The sequence below is a fragment of the uncultured Parasphingorhabdus sp. genome (genome assembly GCF_963677535.2).
GTDB lineage: Bacteria > Pseudomonadota > Alphaproteobacteria > Sphingomonadales > Sphingomonadaceae > Parasphingorhabdus.
In genome coordinates this window covers 52,134-72,017 of the sequence record NZ_CAXXUT010000003.1, presented here as the reverse complement: position 1 = coordinate 72,017, position 19,884 = coordinate 52,134, and the positions used below count along the sequence as shown (strand labels likewise).

The 19,884-nt window shown below is 59.1% G+C and carries 23 protein-coding genes and 1 tRNA gene; 12 read left to right on the top strand and 12 right to left on the bottom strand.

Annotation, left to right across the window (positions count from 1 at the left end):
* The first annotated feature begins 9 nt into the window (after window positions 1-9).
* The 7 genes from mutS to ACHZCJ_RS07280 all read left to right on the top strand — a co-directional run bounded on the left by mutS (window position 10) and on the right by ACHZCJ_RS07280 (window position 6,805).
* Complete coding sequence (mutS, locus tag ACHZCJ_RS07310) at window positions 10-2,664, top strand: DNA mismatch repair protein MutS (protein ID WP_394700067.1); 2,655 nt, start codon at window positions 10-12, stop codon at window positions 2,662-2,664.
* A gap of 4 nt (window positions 2,665-2,668) precedes the next feature.
* A complete protein-coding gene (locus ACHZCJ_RS07305; RefSeq protein ID WP_321325180.1) occupies window positions 2,669-3,223 on the top strand; it encodes a redoxin domain-containing protein in 555 nt (184 codons plus the stop codon).
* 43 nt (window positions 3,224-3,266) lie between these two features.
* Window positions 3,267-4,184, top strand: coding sequence for an acetylglutamate kinase (argB, locus tag ACHZCJ_RS07300; protein ID WP_159640209.1), 918 nt, complete (start codon window positions 3,267-3,269; stop codon window positions 4,182-4,184).
* 98 nt (window positions 4,185-4,282) lie between these two features.
* Window positions 4,283-4,579: a YggT family protein gene (locus tag ACHZCJ_RS07295; RefSeq protein WP_159640212.1), complete on the top strand. Its 297-nt coding sequence runs from the start codon at window positions 4,283-4,285 to the stop codon at window positions 4,577-4,579.
* A complete protein-coding gene (gene folD / locus ACHZCJ_RS07290) occupies window positions 4,576-5,472 on the top strand; it encodes a bifunctional methylenetetrahydrofolate dehydrogenase/methenyltetrahydrofolate cyclohydrolase FolD (protein ID WP_321325177.1) in 897 nt (298 codons plus the stop codon). The genes ACHZCJ_RS07295 and folD overlap by 4 nt, the downstream gene beginning before the upstream one ends.
* Window positions 5,472-6,191 (top strand): hypothetical protein, encoded by a 720-nt coding sequence (locus ACHZCJ_RS07285; protein WP_159640218.1) that lies wholly within the window; start codon window positions 5,472-5,474, stop codon window positions 6,189-6,191. The genes folD and ACHZCJ_RS07285 overlap by 1 nt, the downstream gene beginning before the upstream one ends.
* Window positions 6,188-6,805: a MarC family protein gene (locus tag ACHZCJ_RS07280; RefSeq protein WP_321325174.1), complete on the top strand. Its 618-nt coding sequence runs from the start codon at window positions 6,188-6,190 to the stop codon at window positions 6,803-6,805. Before ACHZCJ_RS07285 ends, ACHZCJ_RS07280 begins: the two co-directional genes overlap by 4 nt.
* Window positions 6,806-6,841: 36 nt before the next feature.
* On the opposite strand, the gene ACHZCJ_RS07275 is transcribed toward ACHZCJ_RS07280, so the two are convergent.
* The 6 genes from ACHZCJ_RS07275 to ACHZCJ_RS07250 form a co-directional block, all read right to left on the bottom strand.
* Window positions 6,842-8,536 carry a hypothetical protein gene (locus ACHZCJ_RS07275; RefSeq protein ID WP_321325172.1) on the bottom strand — a complete coding sequence of 565 codons (1,695 nt, stop codon included), beginning with the start codon at window positions 8,534-8,536 and terminating at the stop codon, window positions 6,842-6,844.
* 64 nt (window positions 8,537-8,600) lie between these two features.
* Window positions 8,601-9,035, bottom strand: coding sequence for a JAB domain-containing protein (locus ACHZCJ_RS07270; RefSeq protein WP_321327744.1), 435 nt, complete (start codon window positions 9,033-9,035; stop codon window positions 8,601-8,603).
* A gap of 107 nt (window positions 9,036-9,142) precedes the next feature.
* Window positions 9,143-9,601, bottom strand: a complete 459-nt coding sequence (locus tag ACHZCJ_RS07265) for a hypothetical protein (RefSeq protein ID WP_321327834.1) — start codon at window positions 9,599-9,601, stop codon at window positions 9,143-9,145.
* 46 nt (window positions 9,602-9,647) lie between these two features.
* Complete coding sequence (locus ACHZCJ_RS07260; protein WP_321325169.1) at window positions 9,648-10,016, bottom strand: hypothetical protein; 369 nt, start codon at window positions 10,014-10,016, stop codon at window positions 9,648-9,650.
* Window positions 10,017-10,074: 58 nt separating this feature from the next.
* Window positions 10,075-10,596 (bottom strand): LuxR C-terminal-related transcriptional regulator, encoded by a 522-nt coding sequence (locus ACHZCJ_RS07255; RefSeq protein ID WP_159640236.1) that lies wholly within the window; start codon window positions 10,594-10,596, stop codon window positions 10,075-10,077.
* Window positions 10,597-10,867: 271 nt separating this feature from the next.
* On the bottom strand, window positions 10,868-11,095 hold the full coding sequence (locus tag ACHZCJ_RS07250; RefSeq protein ID WP_159640239.1) for a hypothetical protein: 228 nt from the start codon (window positions 11,093-11,095) through the stop codon (window positions 10,868-10,870).
* Window positions 11,096-11,195: 100 nt separating this feature from the next.
* Here ACHZCJ_RS07250 and ACHZCJ_RS07245 point away from each other — a divergent pair, with 100 nt between their 5' ends.
* Window positions 11,196-11,405: a hypothetical protein gene (locus ACHZCJ_RS07245; RefSeq protein ID WP_321325166.1), complete on the top strand. Its 210-nt coding sequence runs from the start codon at window positions 11,196-11,198 to the stop codon at window positions 11,403-11,405.
* Between the two features lie 168 nt (window positions 11,406-11,573).
* On the opposite strand, the gene ACHZCJ_RS07240 is transcribed toward ACHZCJ_RS07245, so the two are convergent.
* The 3 genes from ACHZCJ_RS07240 to ACHZCJ_RS07230 are packed head-to-tail and all read right to left on the bottom strand — an operon-like array spanning window position 11,574 to window position 13,302.
* On the bottom strand, window positions 11,574-11,780 hold the full coding sequence (locus ACHZCJ_RS07240) for a Trm112 family protein (RefSeq protein ID WP_321325164.1): 207 nt from the start codon (window positions 11,778-11,780) through the stop codon (window positions 11,574-11,576).
* Window positions 11,777-12,397: an LON peptidase substrate-binding domain-containing protein gene (locus ACHZCJ_RS07235; protein ID WP_321325162.1), complete on the bottom strand. Its 621-nt coding sequence runs from the start codon at window positions 12,395-12,397 to the stop codon at window positions 11,777-11,779. The genes ACHZCJ_RS07240 and ACHZCJ_RS07235 overlap by 4 nt, the downstream gene beginning before the upstream one ends.
* On the bottom strand, window positions 12,394-13,302 hold the full coding sequence (locus ACHZCJ_RS07230; protein WP_321325160.1) for a tetratricopeptide repeat protein: 909 nt from the start codon (window positions 13,300-13,302) through the stop codon (window positions 12,394-12,396). Before ACHZCJ_RS07230 ends, ACHZCJ_RS07235 begins: the two co-directional genes overlap by 4 nt.
* 222 nt (window positions 13,303-13,524) lie before the next feature.
* Between ACHZCJ_RS07230 and ACHZCJ_RS07225 the strand changes: the two genes are divergently transcribed.
* The 3 genes from ACHZCJ_RS07225 to ACHZCJ_RS07215 all read left to right on the top strand — a co-directional run bounded on the left by ACHZCJ_RS07225 (window position 13,525) and on the right by ACHZCJ_RS07215 (window position 14,702).
* Window positions 13,525-13,599, top strand: a tRNA-Gly gene (locus ACHZCJ_RS07225).
* Between the two features lie 238 nt (window positions 13,600-13,837).
* Window positions 13,838-14,110, top strand: a complete 273-nt coding sequence (locus tag ACHZCJ_RS07220) for a hypothetical protein (protein ID WP_321325158.1) — start codon at window positions 13,838-13,840, stop codon at window positions 14,108-14,110.
* The gene (locus ACHZCJ_RS07215) at window positions 14,100-14,702 is read left to right on the top strand and encodes a hypothetical protein (protein ID WP_321325155.1); all 603 of its coding nucleotides are present in this window, start codon (window positions 14,100-14,102) and stop codon (window positions 14,700-14,702) included. The genes ACHZCJ_RS07220 and ACHZCJ_RS07215 overlap by 11 nt, the downstream gene beginning before the upstream one ends.
* A 1,076-nt stretch (window positions 14,703-15,778) precedes the next feature.
* On the opposite strand, the gene ACHZCJ_RS07210 is transcribed toward ACHZCJ_RS07215, so the two are convergent.
* Together ACHZCJ_RS07210 and ACHZCJ_RS07205 are read right to left on the bottom strand one after the other, a co-directional pair.
* Entirely contained in the window at window positions 15,779-16,912 is a 1,134-nt protein-coding gene (locus ACHZCJ_RS07210; RefSeq protein ID WP_321325153.1) for a TIGR03032 family protein, read from the bottom strand.
* A gap of 121 nt (window positions 16,913-17,033) precedes the next feature.
* Complete coding sequence (locus tag ACHZCJ_RS07205; RefSeq protein ID WP_159640383.1) at window positions 17,034-17,216, bottom strand: DUF1674 domain-containing protein; 183 nt, start codon at window positions 17,214-17,216, stop codon at window positions 17,034-17,036.
* An 85-nt stretch (window positions 17,217-17,301) separates the two neighbouring features.
* Between ACHZCJ_RS07205 and ACHZCJ_RS07200 the strand changes: the two genes are divergently transcribed.
* The gene (locus ACHZCJ_RS07200; protein WP_321325150.1) at window positions 17,302-18,198 is read left to right on the top strand and encodes a M48 family metalloprotease; all 897 of its coding nucleotides are present in this window, start codon (window positions 17,302-17,304) and stop codon (window positions 18,196-18,198) included.
* 35 nt (window positions 18,199-18,233) lie between these two features.
* On the opposite strand, the gene ahpF is transcribed toward ACHZCJ_RS07200, so the two are convergent.
* The gene (gene ahpF / locus ACHZCJ_RS07195; protein ID WP_394700066.1) at window positions 18,234-19,799 is read right to left on the bottom strand and encodes an alkyl hydroperoxide reductase subunit F; all 1,566 of its coding nucleotides are present in this window, start codon (window positions 19,797-19,799) and stop codon (window positions 18,234-18,236) included.
* Between the last annotated feature and the right edge of the window lie 85 nt (window positions 19,800-19,884).

Genomic DNA, 19,884 nt, shown 5'->3' with positions numbered 1-19,884 from the left:
CGCAGGGCCATGGCAATCCAGACTCGGGACAAAGCAGACAAGACGGCAAAAGAGCCCGCGCCGAAAGCGGCCAAGGTCACGCCGATGATGGAGCAATATTTCGGGCTGAAGGAAAAGGCCGGCGATTGCCTGCTATTTTACCGAATGGGCGACTTTTTCGAGCTGTTTTACGAGGATGCAAAGCTGGCTGCAGCGGCGCTCGATATCGCGCTGACCTCGCGCGGCAAAAATGCCGGAGATTCGATCCCGATGTGCGGGGTGCCCGTACATTCGGCCGAGGGCTATCTGGCCAAGCTGATCCGGTCCGGATTCAAGGTGGCGATCGCCGAACAGACAGAAACCCCGGCCGAAGCCAAGGCACGGGGTGGCTACAAGGCGCTGGTTGCGCGGGATATCATCCGCTATGTGACCGCGGGTACCCTGACCGAAGACAATCTGCTCGATGCGCGCAGCGACAATATGCTGGTCGCGCTGGCCGAGGTGCAGGGCGAGATCGGGCTGGCCGCGGCGGATATTTCGACCGGCAATTTCGAACTGGCGACGATTTCCGACGATGCGCTTGATGCGGAACTCGCCCGGATCGCACCATCGGAAATAATCTGTCCGCCATCGCTGCTGCCACGGCTGCACAAGGCAACCGGCTGGGCGAAAGATAATTTCGACAGTGGCCGGGCCGAAAAACGGTTGCGCGAACATTTCGGAGTGGCGACGCTCGATGGCATGGGCGAATTTTCGCGGGCCGAACTGGCCACGGCCGGTGGTCTTGTCGCCTATGTGAATCATGTCTCGCAAGGCCATGCGCCCTATCTGCATCCGCCGAAAAGGCGGGAAACGCGGGAATTTCTCTCGATCGACGGCCCGACGCGGGCGAGCCTGGAGATCGACCGGACGCTGGCCGGCGGGCGCGAGGGCAGTCTGCTCCATGCCATCGACCGCACGGTTACACCCGCCGGTGCCCGCTTGCTGGCACGCGATCTGTCCGCGCCCCTGTTTGCCGAACAGCCGATCAATCGTCGGCTCGGACTGGTTCAGTGGTTCCATGACGGCTCGGCGATCCGCGACGATGTCCGCACAGGTCTGAAGGCTTTGCCCGATATCGGCCGCGCGCTTGGCCGGGTGTCGGCAGGGCGAGGCAGTCCGCGCGATCTGGGGCAGATTCGCGATGGACTGGCCGGGGCGCGGCTGTTGCGCGAACGCCTGGCACAACTGGCGGGTCTGCCCGAACTGCTAGACAATATATTGCCGGCGCTGGACGGCCATGCCGCGCTGGTCGATCTGCTCGAGCAGGCGCTGGTCGAGGCGCCGCCCACCGATATGACCAATGGTGGCTATATTGCTACGGGCTTCGATCCCGCGCTCGACGAACTGCGCAGCGCCGGTTCCGACGGTCGGCAGGCGATTGCCACGCTCGAAGCACGCTATCGCGAGGCGACCGGCATCAACACGCTCAAGATCAAGCATAATGCGGTGCTCGGCTATTTCATCGAAGTTCCCACCCGTCATGGCGACAGCCTGATGGCGGAAAATTCCGGTTTCACCCATCGCCAGACGCTGGCCGGTGTGGTGCGGTTTAACTCGACCGATCTGCACGAAGAGGCGGTGCGCGTGTCGCAGGCCGGTGCCCATGCGCTGGCGGCAGAAGCGGCCCATTTCGAGGAACTGGTCGACAAGGTGCTGGCCCGCAAACAGGAGATTGGCGAAAGCGCCGACGCGCTGGCCCGGATCGATGTCGCGGCGGCGCTGGCCGAACGCGCCGCCGAGGGGCAATGGTGCCGTCCCGAATTTGTCTATGGCAATGTGCTTGATATCCGGGCCGGTCGTCATCCGGTGGTCGAAGCGGCGCTGTCGGCCAAGGGCGATCCCTTTGTCGCCAATGATTGCTGTCTGGCACAGGACGAACGGCTGTGGCTGGTGTCCGGCCCCAATATGGGCGGTAAATCGACCTTCCTGCGCCAAAATGCGCTGATCGTCATCCTCGCGCAAGCCGGCGGCTATGTGCCGGCAGCCTCGGCGAGGCTCAGTCTGGTCGACCGTCTGTTCAGTCGCGTCGGTGCATCGGACAATCTGGCGCAGGGCCGCTCGACCTTCATGGTCGAGATGGTCGAAACCGCGGCGATCCTGTCTCAGGCAACCGAGAATAGTTTTGTCATTCTCGACGAAGTGGGCAGGGGGACCTCGACCTATGACGGGCTGGCGCTGGCCTGGGCGGTGGTCGAGGCGGTGCACGAGACCAATCGCTGCCGCTGCCTGTTCGCCACCCATTATCATGAACTGACCCGGCTGGCCGACCGGCTTGATGCGCTGTCGCTGCATCATGTGCGCGCGCGCGAGTGGAAAGGCGATCTGGTGCTGCTGCACGAGCTGGCGAAAGGCCCGGCGGACAAAAGCTATGGTCTGGCCGTGGCAAAGCTGGCCGGGATTCCCAGGCCGGTGCTCAACCGCGCCAAGGCGGTGCTCGACAAGCTGGAGGCCGGCAAGGCGGAAACCGGCGGCCTTGCAGCGGGTCTCGGTGATCTGCCGTTATTTGCCGCAAGTCTTGCGGAGGGGGAAGAAAAGTCCGACGGTTTGCGGGAGGCTCTGGGCGCGATCGATGTAGACGCGCTGTCTCCGCGCGAGGCGCTGGACCAGCTCTATGCGCTCAAGGCGCAGCTCGAACAGGAATGAAGATATGAAAAAATGGATCGTAATCCTGCTCGCCGTGGCGATCATCGGCGGCTCTGCCTTTGTCTACAACACCCGCAGCGCCAACGCAGAACCGCTGGAAATCGGTGCTACCGCTCCGGATTTCACCACCACTGGTGCCCTGGCTGGCGAAGCCTTTGCATTTTCGCTGTCCGACAAGCTGAAAAACGGGCCCGTTGTGCTCTATTTCTTTCCCAAGGTCTTTACCGAGGGCTGCACGATCGAGGCCAATATGTTTGCCGAGGCCACCGCCGACTTCAATGCTGCGGGCGCAACGGTCATCGGCATGTCGGGCGATGATATCGAGGGCTTGAAGAAATTTTCCGTTTCCGAATGCCGCAACAAGTTCGCGGTTGCCCGGGCGGACGAAAAGATCATCAACGGCTATCAGGTTCGCATGGCACCCGGCCTCGCGATGACCAATCGGACCAGCTATGTTATCGACCGGCAGGGGAAAATCGTCTTTGTCCATAGCGCGACGAAGCCGCACGGCCATGTGGCCGGCACGCTGGAAAAAGTGAAAGCCCTTTCCGAAAGCTGATTTAACGCTTGCATTTGCGCTGCGCCTGGATTGAAAGATGCCCATGACTGATCACGCACCCGATCCCGCCATGCTCGCCAAAGCGGAAACGCTCACCGATGCCTTGCCCTATCTGCAACGCTATGCGGGCAAGACCTTTGTCGTCAAATATGGCGGCCATGCCATGGGCGATGCGACGCTGGCGCGCAATTTCGCGCAGGATATCGTGCTGCTCAAGGCGGTCGGGATCAACCCGGTGGTCGTGCACGGTGGCGGACCGCAAATCGGGGCGATGCTGGCGCGGGTCGGCGTGGAAAGCGAATTTGTCGACGGCCTGCGGGTCACCACGAAGGAAACCGCGGAAATCGCCGAAATGGTGCTCTCCGGCGCAATCAACAAGGAACTGGTCAGCTGGATCGGACAGGCCGGCGGCAGCGCCATCGGCATTTCCGGCAAGGATGGCGGTTTTGTCAAGGCGTCCAAGCTGCGCCGCACCAATCGCGATCCGGACAGCAATATCGAACGGATTATCGATCTCGGCTATGTCGGCGAGCCCAGAAGAGTGGATCGCAGCGTGGTCGACCGGATTTCCGCTGCCGGAATGATCCCGGTCATCGCGCCGATCGGCGTGGGTGACGATGGTGCGACCTATAATATCAACGCCGACACAATGGCCGGAGCCGTGGCCTCGGCTCTGCGCGCGGCGCGCCTGTTCCTGCTGACCGATGTGCCCGGCGTGTTGGACAAGCAGGGCGAGTTGCTGACCGATCTCGACCCGCAAAAGATCCGGGCGCTGGTCGACGAGGGCACGATCTCCGGCGGGATGATCCCGAAACTGGAAACCTGCGTCAATGCGGTGCAGGGCGGGGTCGATGCGGCGGTCGTGCTCGACGGCCGGATTCCGCACGCGATGCTGCTCGAGATCTTCACCAGCAAGGGTGCTGGTACGCTGGTCAAGGACGATTTTCTGCCGGTTGAATAATCCGCCCGCTGTCTTATATTGGTGACACAGTAAAATTCTGGCATAGATGGTGACAAAGCTCTAGTCGCTATGGCAGATTATCGATAAAGGGTCCGACCATGGCATTCGCACTTCTCCAAATTATTTCCATCCTGCTCAATGTGGCGATCACCGTGATCATCGTGCAGGCGATCATGAGCTGGCTGCTCGCATTCAATGTGATCAATCTGCAAAATGACATCGCCCGGGCGATCTGGACCACCCTCGATGCGCTGACCGCGCCGATCTACCGCCCGATCCGCAGAATCATGCCGGATTTCGGAGCCATTGATCTGACCCCGATGGTAGTGATCATCGGTATCATCATCCTGCAGGACGCCATTCTGCCGCCAATCGCTCAGGCGCTTCTCGGTTGACCGCCGCGCAGATCATAGACGGCAAGGCGTTCGCCGCCGGCCTTCGCGAACGGATCAGGGATGCCGTACCGGCCTTTGTGAAACAGACAGGCCGAGTGCCCGGTCTGGCCGTGGTTCTGGTTGGCGAAGACCCCGCCAGCCAGGTCTATGTCGCCTCCAAGCACAAGGCGACCATCGCCGCCGGCATGGAAAGTTTCGAACACCGGCTGCCCGCCAATGTCGCGCAGGAAGAGCTGATCGCGCTGGTCGAGCGTCTTAACGCCGACGAGACCGTTGACGGTATCCTGGTGCAATTGCCGCTGCCCGAAGGTCTCGATGAAAAAGCCGTGGTCATGGCGATCGATCCGGACAAGGATGTCGACGGTCTGCACGTAATCAATGCCGGCCGGCTGGCCAATGGCGAAGATGCGCTGATTCCCTGCACGCCGCTGGGCAGCCTGATGCTGTTGAAAGACACTTTGGGTGACCTCACCGGACTGAATGCCGTCGTGGTTGGCCGCTCGATTCTGGTAGGAAAGCCGATGGCGCAGCTGCTGCTTGGAGAAAATTGCACCGTCACCATGGCGCATAGCCGGACTCGCGATCTTCCGGAAGTCGTCCGCCGTGCCGATATCGTTGTCGCCGCCGTTGGCCGGGCCGAAATGGTCAAGGGCGACTGGCTGAAAGACGGTGCCGTGGTTATCGATGTCGGTATCAACCGGCTCGCCCCCGAACCGGGCAAGGACAAGGGGCGTCTGGTCGGCGATGTCGCCACCGCCGAAGCCATCGATCATGTCCGGGCGATTACGCCGGTTCCGGGAGGGGTTGGCCCAATGACGATTGCAGTGCTATTGCGCAATACACTGGTCGCTGCATCTGCGCGCGCCGGACTGGAAAAACCGGAAGGTCTCTAATGCGAATATTTGCCGTTATCGGAATCGCGCTGATCCTGACGAGCTGTGCGAGTGGTGGCGGGCGTCCAAGCGACCGGGAACGCTATGACAGGGTGATGGGCAAGGCCGTCGCCAATCCCAGCGCAATCGTGAAGGCCGAACTGTCCTTTGCCCGACTGGCGCAGGAAGAGGGGCAGTGGTCCGCCTTTCGGAAAACCGCTGCCGACGAGGCGATCATGTTCACGCCCGGTCTGGTCAACGCGCAGCAATGGCTGAAAGGCAAGGCCGATCCGGCGCAGGCCGTCGACTGGCAACCGCATAAAATCTATATGTCCTGCGACGGCAGCATCGGTGTGTCCACCGGTGCCTGGCAAAGCGCGAGCGGAACCACCGGCCATTTCACTACCATCTGGCATCAGGAGAATTTCGGCAAGCGCAAGCCCGGAAAGGATGTGGAGTGGAAATGGATATTTGATGATGGCGTGCCGTTGACCGCGCCGCTGGCAGAACCGGATTATGTCGAGACCGAGGTCGCTTCGTGCAAGACCAAGGTTCCGGCCGGCTTCCCCCCGACAGAACAAGCCGGTGCGGGTCGGTCAGGACGGTCTGCCGACGGCAGCCTGATCTGGAACGCTTCGTCTGTTGATGGCGGCGGGCGCATCGTTTTTGTAGACCTTGCGCAGGATGACGGCAGCTTCAAGCGTGTGCATGAATATAAGGTCGACGCACCGGCACCATGATCGAACTCTTCATCTCTGCCTTCATCACTTTTTTCGTGGTGATCGATCCGCCCGGCTGCGCGCCGATCTACGCCAGCCTGACCAGCAGCGCGCCGCCGCGCGATCGCCGGATCATGGCCATTCGCGCCATTTTTGTTGCCGCGATCATATTGCTGGTCTTTGCCCTGTTCGGCGAGCAGATGCTGAGCGCGCTGGGCATCAGTCTGGACAGTTTCCGCATCGCCGGCGGGATCATGCTGTTCCTGATCGCGCTGGAAATGGTGTTCGAAAAACGGACCGAACGGCGCGAAGACCGGGCGCAGGAAATTATCGAACAGCCCGAGATCGAGGATGTCTCGATTTTCCCGATGGCCATGCCGATGATCGCCGGACCGGGGTCGATTGCCGCCGTGATGCTGCTGACGTCGCAGCATGACGGTATCGACAATGCGCTTGTGATTCTCGGTGCCTTGGCCACGGTTCTGTTGCTGACCCTGTTCGGTCTGCTAGCAGCCGGCCCGTTGATGCGGGTTCTCGGCAACAAGGTCGAGGCGGTGATTACGCGTGTTCTTGGTGTGCTGCTTGGCGCGCTCGCGGTGCAATTTGTCGTCGACGGGCTGAACGCCAGTTTCTGACGGGACAGGCGATGGTGACGGGCTAGGAGTGGCCGGTCATTTGTTGATCACCCCGGTCTGCACCAGCACCTGAAAAGCCCGCTCGGCCAGCACCGGATTGGTGATCAGCCGCTTGAGCAACTGTTCCTGGCTTTCATCAGAATCATTGCCGTAGGTTGCAACCAGCCGGTCCCATGATGCGCGCGAATCCTCGATCCGGCCGTTCTTGGCATAGACCATGGCCATTGCGACGTCATAAAAAGGCCCGACGCCCGTGCTGGACGGGACAATTTTTTCCGCGACTTCCAACGCCTGTGCATCCTTCCCTTCCGCCAGCAGCATCAGCACGAGAGCCGTTTCCGCCAGCAGCGACCCGCGGGGATCCAGCGCGATTGCGCGTCTCAAATAACGGGTGGCGTCGGGGTCCCCGCAAGCAAAAAGAAAAGCGCCGGCCTGTGCCTGTATCGCGGCTTCATATGGATCCAGTGCCACGGCCTTCTCGGCGAATTCCTTGCCCCTAATACAATTGCCATTGAAAAAGCTCGATCGGGCGAGCGCAAAATTGGCCGACGCATTCTCCCTGCCGCGCACCATGGCGCGCCGCGCATATTCCAGGCCCTGCTCGGGATCGGGCTCTCTGCCGGTCGCTTCTTTCCGCAGAAAGGCAATGAACGAGGCGGCCGCGAGAATCTCGCTGTCATACGGGTCGATCGCCAGCGATTGCGTGATGCAGGATTCTACCACCGGCAACAGGTCAGGATCGCGGTTGGCCCGATAGCTGTCGAAGCGAAGCAGGCAGGGATAACCGATCATCGCGCTATCCGGCAGTCTTTTACGCTGGTCGGTCGCTACCAATCCGAAAATGCCGGTGATCCGGCTGGAAACAGGGCCGAGCTGGTCCGGATAATCCGCCGGCGAATCCGGCATTTTCACGGTCGTTGACCAGATGGTTTCGCCCTCAATCAACGACGTCAGCTGAAATTTTATCTCCGGGCCGCTCCGGCCCGGGACGACATGGCTTTCAAACAGATAGGCATTCTGCCCCCTGATCGAAGCGACATCCGGTTCGACAGCCGCCGCCAGCCGCACTTGTGAGGAACGGGCAAATGTCCCTTCAAAAAATTCCTCGATTCCGGCGGATCTGTCGTCTTCTGCTATGTGGGGTTCGGCATCTGAGGCGGCGATATATATTTTCGGCGGCAGGGTGTTGTGTTCCGTTAACATACCCGTCCGGTTGTCGTCCGGGTCGGTCGGTTTCAGTAGCCAGATCAGGCCTGCCGCTGCGATCAGCAGGAGGATGGCCAGCGCGATCCGGATCAGCCGATTGTCGAACCAGCGGTCCCGACCGCGCTCGGTGGGCGACGGCTTGTCGGGGGCGGAGTTTTTCCCATCCGTCGGCTGCGGCCCCTCATCAACCGCAATTTTTACGGCATAATGGCCGATCGGGATATGTAGCCGGGTCGCGCTCTTGTGCGCGCTATAATAAGTGCCGAGCATCTTGCGCAGCCGGCCGACCTGTACGCGCGGGTAACTGTCGGCCTGGACGTCAAAGTCTTCGCTGCGACCGAGTCCGTCTACGGCAACCTGATAGGCCTTGGGCGGGGTGTCCGGGTTGGAAATTGATTCTTCGACCAGATAGCTCAGCAATTGTGACATGACTGGCGAGCGGATGAAATCCGGCGATTGCAACAATTTATGCGTTTCAGCGCGGAGCAGCTTTACCCGTTGCTCTTCCGTAATCGGTGAGGCCACTACTCCGGTCTCCCTTTGATCGCGGCCTTATCAGAGCGGTTCGACAGCTGCACCATCATTTTGGTCACTCGAACGACACCCAGTCGCGCAGGCTGATCCAGCCTTCGCTGCCGACAATGATATGGTCGTGGACGGTCAGCCCCAGTTCCTTCGCGGCCTTGAGCAGCCTGCGGGTTGCGTCGATATCGCCTTCGCTCGGTTCGGGATCGCCAGATGGATGATTATGAGCAAGAATCAGCGCGCTGGCATCCACGGTGAGCGCGCGCTTCAATATTTCACGGGGATAGATAGGGGCTTCGGATATTGTGCCTCTGCTGACGACTTCGTCGCGAATAAGGCGGTTCTTGCTGTCGAGAAACAATACCCGGACTTCCTCGACCGGGAGGCGTGCCATTGCGACAATCAGATATTCGATCACGTCATCGGCTCTGGATAGGCAAACCCGGTCCAGCATCCTGTCTTTCGAAGAAACCAGCATGGCCTCGCGGACCAGCGACAGAATGGCCTGGGCAGTCGCGCTTTTGGCCGGCCGCGAATCGGAATGCAGAACCGCACCAATAGAGCCGAACTCGGCAATCAGTGCCGATGCAACCGCCGATGCATTGTCTATTTTGGCAAGCTGGAAAAGTCGCTCCAGGATCTGTCGGCCCCGAATTGCCGAAGCCGTTGCTGATGACGGTAGGTGCCGATCGCCAGCACAATCAGCATCGGATAGGCCCAGATTGCCGCCACCGCTCCATAGGCCTGCGGCAGCAGCTCCGGAATGATAATTATCGGTAGATGCGTGAGCACCTGTATCGATTGCATAGCGCATAACCATATTGTCCAAAACCTCTCAGCGTTTAGGGCAAGGTAGAAAAAGCTGGCCAACATTGCGGTATCGACGAGAAGGATTCTCACTTCCACGTAAGAAAAACGCTCAGAAACAGGGGCGGCCACCGCGATCGTCAGCAGAAAGCCCACCATTATGATGATGACAGCATATCGCTCGGGCCGACCGCCCCATATTAATCCGTAGCCGCAACATAAAATCAGCAGCATCTGAAATAATTGAATTCTGACCATGTCTTACTCGACCAAAGAATGTCGGACCGGTCAAGCTCAGCTTGCCTTACGCGTTCGGAACCGCGCGCGGATAGATGGTGTCCTGATCAGCCAGTCCGGAAGGTGGTGGTGGGCATTCCAGTCCGTCGCCCCAGCTGACGGTACGGAGACCGGCATCCTGCTGGTCTTCTGCAAGATGCGCATGCGCCTCGACGACTTCGCGGTACGACCGGGCCGTCTGGGCGGCGGCCGCGATCAGCTTCTCGGAAGCATCAACGCCTGCGGTCAGCGAAAAACGGGTGCCGGGGGCCATGCGAGCAGCGGCGATGTTGCTCATCAGTTCGCCTATCTGGACCATGGTCAGGTTGAGGGATGTTTCGACTTCCTTGATCTTGGTGGCAATCGGACGGGCGGCTTCAATACGTTGGTTCAGCATGTGAATCTCCGGACGCCGGCGGGTACCGGCGCTTAATAGTGACAAAACATACAGAGATTCAGCTCGGATCCAGCAACCTGCTCACAACCATTGCGGCGAGACAGACGAAGGCAAATGAGAAGGCAAGTTTGACCGACAGGTCGGCAATTGCCCAGATTCGCGCTTCCTTGCTTAGATCGTTACTCGTTTCTCCCTGCTTGCGGAACGGCACCGAAAGTAACGAGTTGGAGAAAGTGGAATATGACTGATAAGCCGATTGCACTTCCCTGACCCTGTCCGGTGTCGCTGCCTGTTGTCCAGGCAAGGGATAAATTGCGTCGGATTTCGGCTTTTGCACAATCCCAATATTCTTGGGCACAAAAAATTTGGGTGCCAGATTTTCATGATCGGCGAGCATCCGGGCCGCCGCCTTGCTGCTCGTAACCTGCAGTTTCTGCCGCGCCGAGCGTAGCCGTTCGTTGATGACGTTGGGAGTCACGTCAATCTCCTGGGCCGCGGTTTTCGCATCATGGCCCAGCAAAAGAAGGTGAAGAACCTCCTTTTCTTTGTCGTTCAAATTGTCGCAAGCGGCTTTTGTCATTTTACAATCTTAAATCAGGGGCGATCATTTGGCAAAAAGATTGGTCGGCTAGATGGCTAACTGTCCGATCTCATTGGGTAACAAATATATTCCACCGGGTTAAGGAGGGGTAAAAGCCGATGTTACCGCTACAAAGCGTAAACGAAACTCACTAATTTAGCATTAACTCCCCCGAATTTCTGCCGGTTCTCCGTGGGTAACGTTAACGTGTTACACCATGGGGACGGTGACACGGTTTGAAACTCATGTTTATCCGTCCAGCGGTGCATATTCATAGGCGTTCGGCAAGGAGCCCCTGGCGGTGGCTGGTTTGGAACGGCAACATTTGAGTCTCGCTTTGCGGATTTCGAATCTGTTTCCCACCAAATCCGTCATCGGATGGAGTGAATGGAATATTCTGGTCAATATTCTCTCGCTGCATCAGGGTTTCGGGCCAGTTTGAAGGAAGTTTTTTCACCCGTTTGGCTTCGTTCAGACATTCCAGTCCGGGTTGATCCATTACCTCCCATGATGTGGATCAACCCGGAGATGGATTTAACGGTCCGTACCGAGCGGACGAGATAGCTTGGCGTTTGGCAGTTCAGAGTAGTGTAGTGAATATGAACGTATTGAATAGATTGCAGCAAAAGGCATTGAGCCAGAGAGAAAGAGAATTGATTCTCGGGAATCTGGTGACTTGGGGCTGCATCTTTTCGGCTGTGGCACTGGCGATTGCCTTTGTTCCCTTGCTTGCGGCGGAAACCGAACATAATGCGCTCACCTCCAGCGCCGAAGCCCTTCAGTTGAAAGCGGACAGCGACCAGAGCTGACTTTCGGCAGGATGATCGAGGGCAGGCAGCCTCTGCCCCTGACCCATTTCACGATCGGAGCGATTCGCAACCCGCCGAACAGCCTTGTCCAGCGCAGAGCAGGGCTGATATCCGGATCGATTCTCGAATATTCACTGGCGGCCAAAAGTTAGCCGGTTTGAGGCCGGTCTATAGCCGGCGCGCCTCTTCCACCAGCATCACCGGAATGCCATCGCGAATCGGATAGGCAAGCCCGGCGGCTTCGCTGATCAGTTCGCTTGCCTCCTCGTCATGCACAAGCGGTGTCCGCGTCATCGGGCAGACCAGAATTTCAAGCAGTTCGGGGTCGATACGCCGCTGCCGGTCGCCGGAGGGCGCAGGCGCACGGTTGTTCATTGCAATGTGACCCGGTTATCGTCGCCGTCCTGCCGTCCGAAAAACTGCAGCAGCTGGATGATCAGTTCGGCGCGGTTGGCCAGCCCGTCGACTTCGAGCAAGGCCTGTTTCGACGCCGCATCAAAAGGCGCGATCTGGGCAATGCCGTTGACGAACGCCATATCGTCGAGTCGGCCGATACTGTCCCAGTCCACCTGATAGCCCTGCAGCTCGGCAAACTGGCGCGATTCGAGTTCCAGCGCAGCGCGTTCCGCACTCGCCAGAACTTCGCCGCGTTCGAGATCTTCCTCAATCTCGGCCCGGACCTGACGAAAAGCCGTGGATGCATCGATTTCTTCGGTGATGCGAAACCGTGCCACCCCTTCCAGCACAACATTGAAACGCCCGTCGTCAAGCGCCTCGATGTCTATGATCTTGCCGAGGCAACCAACGTCGAACAAAGCCGGGTGGTTGCCCGCTTCTTTCGGCTGGACCATACCGATCTGCCGGTCCCGCGCCATCGCGTCATTGATGAGCGCGCGATAGCGTTCCTCGAAGATATGCAGCGGCAGGTGCATGCCGGGAAACAGCAGCGCTCCGGCCAGCGGAAAAATCGAGAGCCTTTTGGTTTCGCTCATCCGAACAGCACGGCGCTGAGCTTGCGGCGGGTCGCGGCGACCCATTCGTCTTCCAGGCCAACCATTTCGAACAGCGACAGCAGCTTCTGGCGCGCGGCGCCCTCGTTCCAGTCCCTGTCGGCGGCGATGATCGACAGCAGATGCTCTGCGGCGGCATCATGGTCGCCGTTGGCGATCAGCGCGCCGGCCAAATCAAAACGCGCCTGATGATTCTTCTCATCGGCTGCTACGGCCGCCTGCAGTGCCTCCAGCGCGCCGGCGTCCGGCTTGTCCTTGGCCAGTTGCAGCGTCGTCTGCGCCCGTTCGATAGCCGGATCGCTGCGCAACTCTTCCGGCAGGCCGGCCAGCGCGGCTTCCGCCTGCTCTATATGGTCAGCGGCGACCAGTGCGCGAATCAGCCCGCCGACCGCCTCGACATTGTCCGGCGCCATGTCGGCAATCTGGGCGAACACCCCGGCGGCGCGCTCGGCGTCGCCTTCGGCCAGCACGTCCTCACCCATGGCGAGTAGGGGCGCGATATCCTGTTTCGGCTCTTCGCCGCCGCCGACCGGCAATTGTGCGAGCAGCTGGTCCAGTGCGCCGGTCAGCTGGCTTTCCGAACGCGCGCTGGTCAGATCTGCCACCGGCTTACCCTGAAAAATCGCATAAACAGTGGGAATCGACTGCACCTGGAACTGGGCAGCGATAAATTTATTCTCGTCGACATTGATCTTGGCCAGAACGACGCCCTTGTCCGCATATTGGGCGGCGACCTTTTCGAGCATCGGGGCCAGCGCCTTGCACGGACCACACCATTCCGCCCAGAAATCGAGAATCACCAGCTTGTCCATGCTGGGTGTCACGACCTCCCGCTGGAAGACCTCTACCGCTTTCTGTTCTTCAACTGTCAGTCCTGCTGTTGCCACATCTTGCTCCTGTTATGGCGCGGGACCAAATGCCCGGACTCGCGCCCAAATCGTTTAACTTGTGCGCTTTATGTGGGGTCAGAGGAGGCAAAGCCAAGGATATTTTTGCATTTGTAGCGATAGAGAGGTGAATTGGGGCTTGCGGGGTATAAAAACCCATGCTAACCGCGCGCCTCAACTGCTGCTGACCAAGTGATTACCCGAGTGTCGCAGCAACGCCGAGCGGGCGTAGCTCAGGGGTAGAGCACAACCTTGCCAAGGTTGGGGTCGAGAGTTCGAATCTCTTCGCCCGCTCCAGTTTTTCAATGACTTAGCCATAAATCCGATTCTATCTAATATCCGTTAGGTAGAATATAGGGAACCTATGGCACTATGAGATGCAGTGCGCCTCCATAAGAAGCTGATTGTCAGCGGCCTAACTTTTTTCAAAGCCTATCGCTCCATCAGCGTTCACCTTTGATGCCAACGGCAATCTGACCAGCGATGGGTCGGTCAATCTCACCTATGATGTGGAGAACCGGCTGATCGCCGTCACATGTTCGACTACTGGCAGGGCAGCATCTCCGCGATCACCGACGCGACCGGCAATGTGGTCCACGTCAACGCCTATGACGCCTATGGCATTCCCAATGCCATCAACCTTGGCCGGTTCCAGTATGCGCGAGCATGCGCTGTGTCCGGCGGACATGGCGGCAAGCGGAGCCAGATACTGATCCCCGAGATCGGCATCTATCACTATAAGGCGCGAGCCTATTCGCCTTATTTGGGGAGGTTTTTGCGGACCGATCCTATTGGCTATGATGAATGATCCGATGAACGCTAGGGATCCGACGGGAATGGATATCGCTTGTGGTCCGACCGGAGAAAATTGCAGCGACCCGGTATATGGTGAAATTGTGGTTATCGGCCCGGAGTTAACAGACAATTCTCAAAATGATGTTGGAATATTGATATCAAGAAATTACACGGGGCCTGAAGTTAGAGAGGATGATTTGCCGCAAAATAAGGAGGATGACGACAGCCTTGTCTGTCGAGTCCTAGGTGCTTTGCCAAGTGACGGTTTGCGGCTAGGCTTGAGAGGCGGGGGCGGTCTAGGCTTTCTGTTCGTCGGAAGTTCGAGCGTGCGAGCATCGGACGCCGGGAGGATATCCATTAGCACATCTCTCATCGCAGGTTTCGGCGCTGGTATCATCGGCCCTTCGGTTGCCGGGCAGTCTTCTCCCGAGCCGACAGACGGAATAACCTATGAATCCGGCATCGTAGCCGCTTTCTCTCCAGGTGCTGCCCTCATTGGGGGAGCTCAAGGAAAGGGTTCTAATGTGGGTTCGCTAGGCGGGTATCTCGGCTTTGGCGAGACGAGAAATGAGACCTTCACGATTGCTGACTTGGAGTGCGAGTGATGAGTCATGAACAAGCACGGCTGTGGGTAACGCTCGCTATTTTTGGGGCACCAATTCTTGTACTTACAGCTGCTCTAATTGTAGGATTACATGCGACTGAATTTGCTTCAGCCCTTGTCCTTTTGATAATTGCTGGGGTTGCGAGCGTCTTTGTGGGTCAAGTGGCCCTCATCCTTATGACCGTCTTTTGGAAGTGCGGCGCATGTGGGGAGAGATACTTCGACTACATATTTTCATATTGGCCCTTTAAAGCATCCTGTCAAAAATGCGGTGCTAAAGACTGATGAGCCGGAGGAAGAGCATGCAAGCTTGGGCCTCAGTTAGGTGCATGGGGCGGCGTATCTGGTAAGTATAGCACTCCGCCCACGCCTGATCTTACGGGAGCGTGCCGTGGTCGATAAGTTCGTCGCCGCACGAGTTGTTCAGGGTGGTTTCTGGGTCACCGGATTGATATTCTTGGCCGTGGTCTACTCGGGCTATGGTGGCGTCGTCGGGATGGGTATCTCACTTGCGGCGACGCTGCCGTTTGTATGGGGCGTCTTTGCTCTACGATGCAAGTATTGCGGCGTGAGCTACTACTACTGCGATGCAGCCTTACGCACTTGGAATATCAGCGGAGTGCACTTGCTCAAACCAGTCAAACCTCGGTGTCCGAAGTGCGGCGCTTCGCGTGGAAATGGATTGGCTGAATAATTATTCGCCGCAAAATGAAACGCCGTGTCCTGGAAATGGAAATATGTGGGAGACGATCGCCAATTATGCGGAAACCACCGGAGACGTCGCTGATGGTGTGGCTATTGGTGCCGCTGGCTTAAGGTTGATAACTGCTCCTACTGGAGCAGGGGGGGGCTGCTGTTTGGCGGCACAGCTCTCGTGGCGGGCGCTGTCGGTCGGATTGCATCAGGCGTTGTTGATCTGCAATTACGGTGATAGTTTGCTTAATGCACTCATCCTCTGTCATTCTCGGTCTTCCGCATCATGTAACCCAGGCGGGTCAATAGGCGCAGCCAGACCTTTTCTGCGATCAGGACTGTGCCCTTTATCAGCATCAATTGCCCGAGGCGGCGCTGCGGGCATTAGCCTGCTGGCGGTTCGACCGTGAGAAAATCGCGGATCTCGACTGAATTCGGGCCGAGGGTGATCGGGTTCCTGACCCCCGGCAAGACACAGACATCGAACAATTCGGTAATCGCACCATCGAAACGCAGCCATTGCGCTGGCACGCCGGTTGCCTGCGAAACAATCTGTAGGCCGCACCAGGCTGGTTCGCTTTCATTCTCAAGCCGTTCATCGAGCGCCAGTCCCTCGAAATGGCCTTTGCGCGGTTTCGACAGGGTGACGAAGGCATGGTCTCCGTGGAAGGCGAGGCCGCGCAAGAAGCCCGGGAAAAAGGCCAGCGGCACGAAGCTGTTATCGGCCGGGTCCAGCCAGCCCAGTTCACCGCTGCCCGAATTCAGCAGCCAGACCCTTCCGTCGTGGAAGCGCGGGCTGTGCGGCATCGACAAGCCTTCGGCGATGATGGCATGGCTTTCGACATCGATGATCAGGCCGCCATCGTCCCGGTGATCCCGCCAGCCGCCCGCAGTGTCCGAGCGTGCGGCGGCGCTGACATATTTTGGCCGGCCGCCAACCATCGCCACGCCGTTGAGATGGCAGCGGTCCTCGGCGATAATCTCGCTGATGAAATCGGGCTTCCACACCGGCCTGAAACTGTGCGTCAGGCTGGGCTCGCACAGGCAGTTGAAGCGGGTGTTGACGAACAGGATCCGTCCGTTCTCTTGTATCCCGATTTCGTGAATGTCGACATTGCCCGTTGTCTGCAGATTGCGCGGCACATAGACCTTGTCGTGCACCTCGTTGGCGGTCTGGCCGGAAGCCAGAACATTTTCCATCCGGACGATCTGGGTCAGCGTGCCGAGATAGATGCGGCTGGCATCGCCGGTCACTCCCATCGCCTGCGGATAGACCGCTTCGTGCAGCGCCAGCTTGCCGTCCGGACCATGGCCGATCAGATAGAGCCGTCCGGTCTGGTAGGAGGTAAAGCCGATGGAGATATTGTTGCTTTTCAGGAAGGAAGCTAGCCCCGGCGAGAAGCTGATATCGATATTGCCCGCCTCGGTGGCAGCGTCCGGCGCGACATCGGTCGGGACATTTCTGTTTTCCGGGGCGATGGTTTCGGCACCCTCCGCGCCCGGCTTGTCCTTGCTCACATTATCGCTCCCGCTCCGCATCCGTCTTCGGCCAGCAATCCTTCCATAAAAGCGCGGTGGGGCAAAGGGTTAAATGGCGAAGGGGACGGGATGCAGCGTCCGGGGGCAGCCCCGCGGCCCGTCAGAAATCGACCGCGATACCTTTGTGCTCCCAGTCGCCATAGCGGGTGGGGCCCTTGTCGGCGGCAATTTCGTCGGCCTTTTCCAGCGGATCGGGTTCCGGCACCGGCTCGCTCGGGGTGAGATAGGCGGGCGCCTTGACATGGGCAGGGCGTTCGCCGGGTTTTCTATCGCTATCGGTCATATTTTCGCTCGTCCGCCAAATTGAATCGTGCCGCTGCAGACCCTATATTGAGACCATAAAGATCATATTCAAGCGAGTAGAGACGATGAATTTCATGAAGACAACCATGCTGCTGGCAGCGCTGACCGCGCTGTTCATGGTCTTGGGCTATTCGCTGGGCGGCAGCGGCGGGGCGATCATCGCCCTGATGGTGGCAGCGGGGATGAACCTGTTCACCTACTGGAACGCCGACAAAATCGTCCTGAAAATGCACAATGCGGTAGAGATTGATGGCAAAAGTCACCCCGAATTCTACAGAATGGTAGAAGATTTGTCGAAACGGGCCGGATTGCCGATGCCGAAAGTCTATATTGTCGACCAGGCCCAGCCCAACGCATTTGCCACTGGCCGGGACCCCGAACATTCGGCGGTGGCGGCGACCACCGGCCTGCTGCAGATGCTCAGCCACGACGAAATCGAAGGCGTGATGGCACACGAACTGGGCCATGTGAAGAACCGTGATACCTTGATCATGACGATGGTCGCGACGATCGCCGGCGCTGTCTCGATGCTGGCCAATTTCGGTATGTTCTTCCGTGACCGCAACGCCGGCGTTGCCGGTCTCATGGCCGTGCTGATCGCGCCTTTTGCCGCGATGATCGTGCAGATGGCGATCAGTCGTACCCGCGAATTCGGTGCCGATGCCGCCGCCGCGCAGATCAGCGGCAAGCCCCTGTCGCTGGCTTCCGCTCTGGCCAAGATTTCCGGCCAGGCCGCCCGCATTCCCAACCCGGTTGCAGAGCGCAATCCGGCCGCATCCCAGCTCTATATTGTGCCCGGCGGCGTCCGCCAGATGTTCTCCACCCACCCTGCCACCGAAGACCGGATCGCGGCGCTGGAGGCGATGGCGCACGGCGGCGGCAGCGGGTGGTCGGACCGGCCCGCGGCAACCGGCGATAGCGAGCGCCGGCACAAGCCGAGCGCGCTGGACCCAACGCGATAGCAGTCGGCGGGAAGCCGGAGAAACGATTCTCCGGCTTAGCCGTCCGCCCGGATGAGATAGTCAAAGGCGGACAGCGCGGCTTTTGCCCCTTCGCCCATCGAGATGACGATCTGCTTGTAAGGAACAGTGGTAACGTCGCCTGCCGCAAAGATACCGGGAACGGACGTTTCGCAGCGGTGATCGATCTCGATCTCGCCGTATGGAGATCTCTTCACCACGTCGCCGAGCCATTCGCTGTTCGGCATCAGACCGATCTGGACAAACACACCTTCCAGCGCGACGTCATGCTCTTCACCGCTGTTGCGATCCTTGTAGCGCAGGCCGGTGACCTTCTCGCCGTCGCCTGTAATTTCGGTCGTTTGCGCCGAAACGATGGCGGTCACATTGGGCAGGCTGTTCATTTTCTTCTGCAGCACGGCATCGGCGCGCATTGCATTGTCAAACTCGATCAGGGTGACATGGCTGACGATGCCCGCCAGGTCGATCGCCGCTTCCACGCCGGAGTTGCCGCCGCCGATGACCGCGACGCGCTTGCCTTTATACAGGGGCCCGTCGCAATGCGGGCAATAGGCCACGCCCTTGTTGCGATATTCCGCTTCGCCGGGCACGCCGATGGTTTTCCACCGCGCACCGGTTGCCAGAATGACCGACTTTGCCTTCAGCGACCCGCCGCTCTCGGTTGTGAGCGCGAACAGATCGCCTTCACTGCCCGGGCGGGCCAGATCCGCGACGCGCTGCTGGCTGAACACTTCCAGATCATATTCGTTCACATGCCGCTGCAGTTCCGCGGTCAGCTTGGGGCCTTCGGTATAAGGCACGGAGATGAAATTCTCGATCCCCATCGTATCCATCAACTGGCCACCGAACTGTTCGGCGATGATGGCGGTGCGGATGCCTTTGCGCGCCGTGTAGATGGCCGCAGCCGCGCCGGCGGGACCGCCGCCGACTACCAGAACATCATAAGGCTCTTTGGCCGACAGTTTGCTGGCTGCTTTCTCGGCAGCGCCGGTGTCGACCTTGGCCATGATTTCAGCCAGATTCATCCGGCCCGAACCAAAGGGCTCGCCGTTCAGAAAGACGGTTGGCACCGCCATGACCTTGCGCTCCTCCACTTCGTCCTGGAACAGCGCGCCGTCAATCGCAACATGGCTGACATTGGGATTGCGCGCAGCCATGATGTTGAGCGCCTGAATCACGTCCGGGCAATTCTGGCAGGAAAGCGAGAAGAAGGTCTCGAAATGATATTCGCCTTCCAGCGATGCGACGCTTTCAAGCAGCTCCTCATCCTCTTTCGGCGGATGGCCGCCGACGTGAAGCAAGGCGAGGATCAGCGAGGAAAATTCATGCCCCAGCGGCAGGCCGGCAAATTCGACTTCGGATTTGCCGTCGTCCGCGGAAATCAGGAAGGAGGGTACGCGCTTTGATGTCCCGTTAAGATCCGCTTCCACAAGATCGGACATCGGGGCGATCGTCTCGAGCAATTCTTTCATCTCGGCCGATTTCGCGCTGTCGTCCAGAGTGGCGACCAGCCGGATCGGGCGGCGCAGGTTGACCAGATAGGCTTTCAGCTGATCGGCGGTGGATTGATCGATGATGGGCATGATATTTCTCTCATATGACCAGGGCAGGGCTATAGGCTCGCTGGCATTAGGTCGAAGCCAAGGGGGAGCGTGACCGGCACGAAGC

Excerpts from the sequence above, each read along its gene's own strand:
- ACHZCJ_RS07245 (WP_321325166.1), top strand. The coding sequence starts at position 11,196 with ATGAACGTATTGAATAGATTGCAGCAAAAGGCATTGAGCCAGAGAGAA.
- ACHZCJ_RS07255 (WP_159640236.1), bottom strand. The coding sequence starts at position 10,596 with ATGACAAAAGCCGCTTGCGACAATTTGAACGACAAAGAAAAGGAGGTT.
- ACHZCJ_RS07265 (WP_321327834.1), bottom strand. The coding sequence starts at position 9,601 with ATGGTCAGAATTCAATTATTTCAGATGCTGCTGATTTTATGTTGCGGC.
- ACHZCJ_RS07215 (WP_321325155.1), top strand. The coding sequence starts at position 14,100 with ATGATGAATGATCCGATGAACGCTAGGGATCCGACGGGAATGGATATC.
- mutS (WP_394700067.1), top strand. The coding sequence starts at position 10 with ATGGCAATCCAGACTCGGGACAAAGCAGACAAGACGGCAAAAGAGCCC.
- ACHZCJ_RS07205 (WP_159640383.1), bottom strand. The coding sequence starts at position 17,216 with ATGACCGATAGCGATAGAAAACCCGGCGAACGCCCTGCCCATGTCAAG.
- ACHZCJ_RS07235 (WP_321325162.1), bottom strand. The coding sequence starts at position 12,397 with ATGAGCGAAACCAAAAGGCTCTCGATTTTTCCGCTGGCCGGAGCGCTG.
- ahpF (WP_394700066.1), bottom strand. The coding sequence starts at position 19,799 with ATGCCCATCATCGATCAATCCACCGCCGATCAGCTGAAAGCCTATCTG.
- ACHZCJ_RS07260 (WP_321325169.1), bottom strand. The coding sequence starts at position 10,016 with ATGCTGAACCAACGTATTGAAGCCGCCCGTCCGATTGCCACCAAGATC.
- ACHZCJ_RS07220 (WP_321325158.1), top strand. The coding sequence starts at position 13,838 with ATGTTCGACTACTGGCAGGGCAGCATCTCCGCGATCACCGACGCGACC.
- ACHZCJ_RS07285 (WP_159640218.1), top strand. The coding sequence starts at position 5,472 with ATGCGAATATTTGCCGTTATCGGAATCGCGCTGATCCTGACGAGCTGT.
- ACHZCJ_RS07250 (WP_159640239.1), bottom strand. The coding sequence starts at position 11,095 with ATGGATCAACCCGGACTGGAATGTCTGAACGAAGCCAAACGGGTGAAA.
- ACHZCJ_RS07295 (WP_159640212.1), top strand. The coding sequence starts at position 4,283 with ATGGCATTCGCACTTCTCCAAATTATTTCCATCCTGCTCAATGTGGCG.
- ACHZCJ_RS07240 (WP_321325164.1), bottom strand. The coding sequence starts at position 11,780 with ATGAACAACCGTGCGCCTGCGCCCTCCGGCGACCGGCAGCGGCGTATC.
- ACHZCJ_RS07280 (WP_321325174.1), top strand. The coding sequence starts at position 6,188 with ATGATCGAACTCTTCATCTCTGCCTTCATCACTTTTTTCGTGGTGATC.
- ACHZCJ_RS07200 (WP_321325150.1), top strand. The coding sequence starts at position 17,302 with ATGAATTTCATGAAGACAACCATGCTGCTGGCAGCGCTGACCGCGCTG.
- ACHZCJ_RS07305 (WP_321325180.1), top strand. The coding sequence starts at position 2,669 with ATGAAAAAATGGATCGTAATCCTGCTCGCCGTGGCGATCATCGGCGGC.
- argB (WP_159640209.1), top strand. The coding sequence starts at position 3,267 with ATGACTGATCACGCACCCGATCCCGCCATGCTCGCCAAAGCGGAAACG.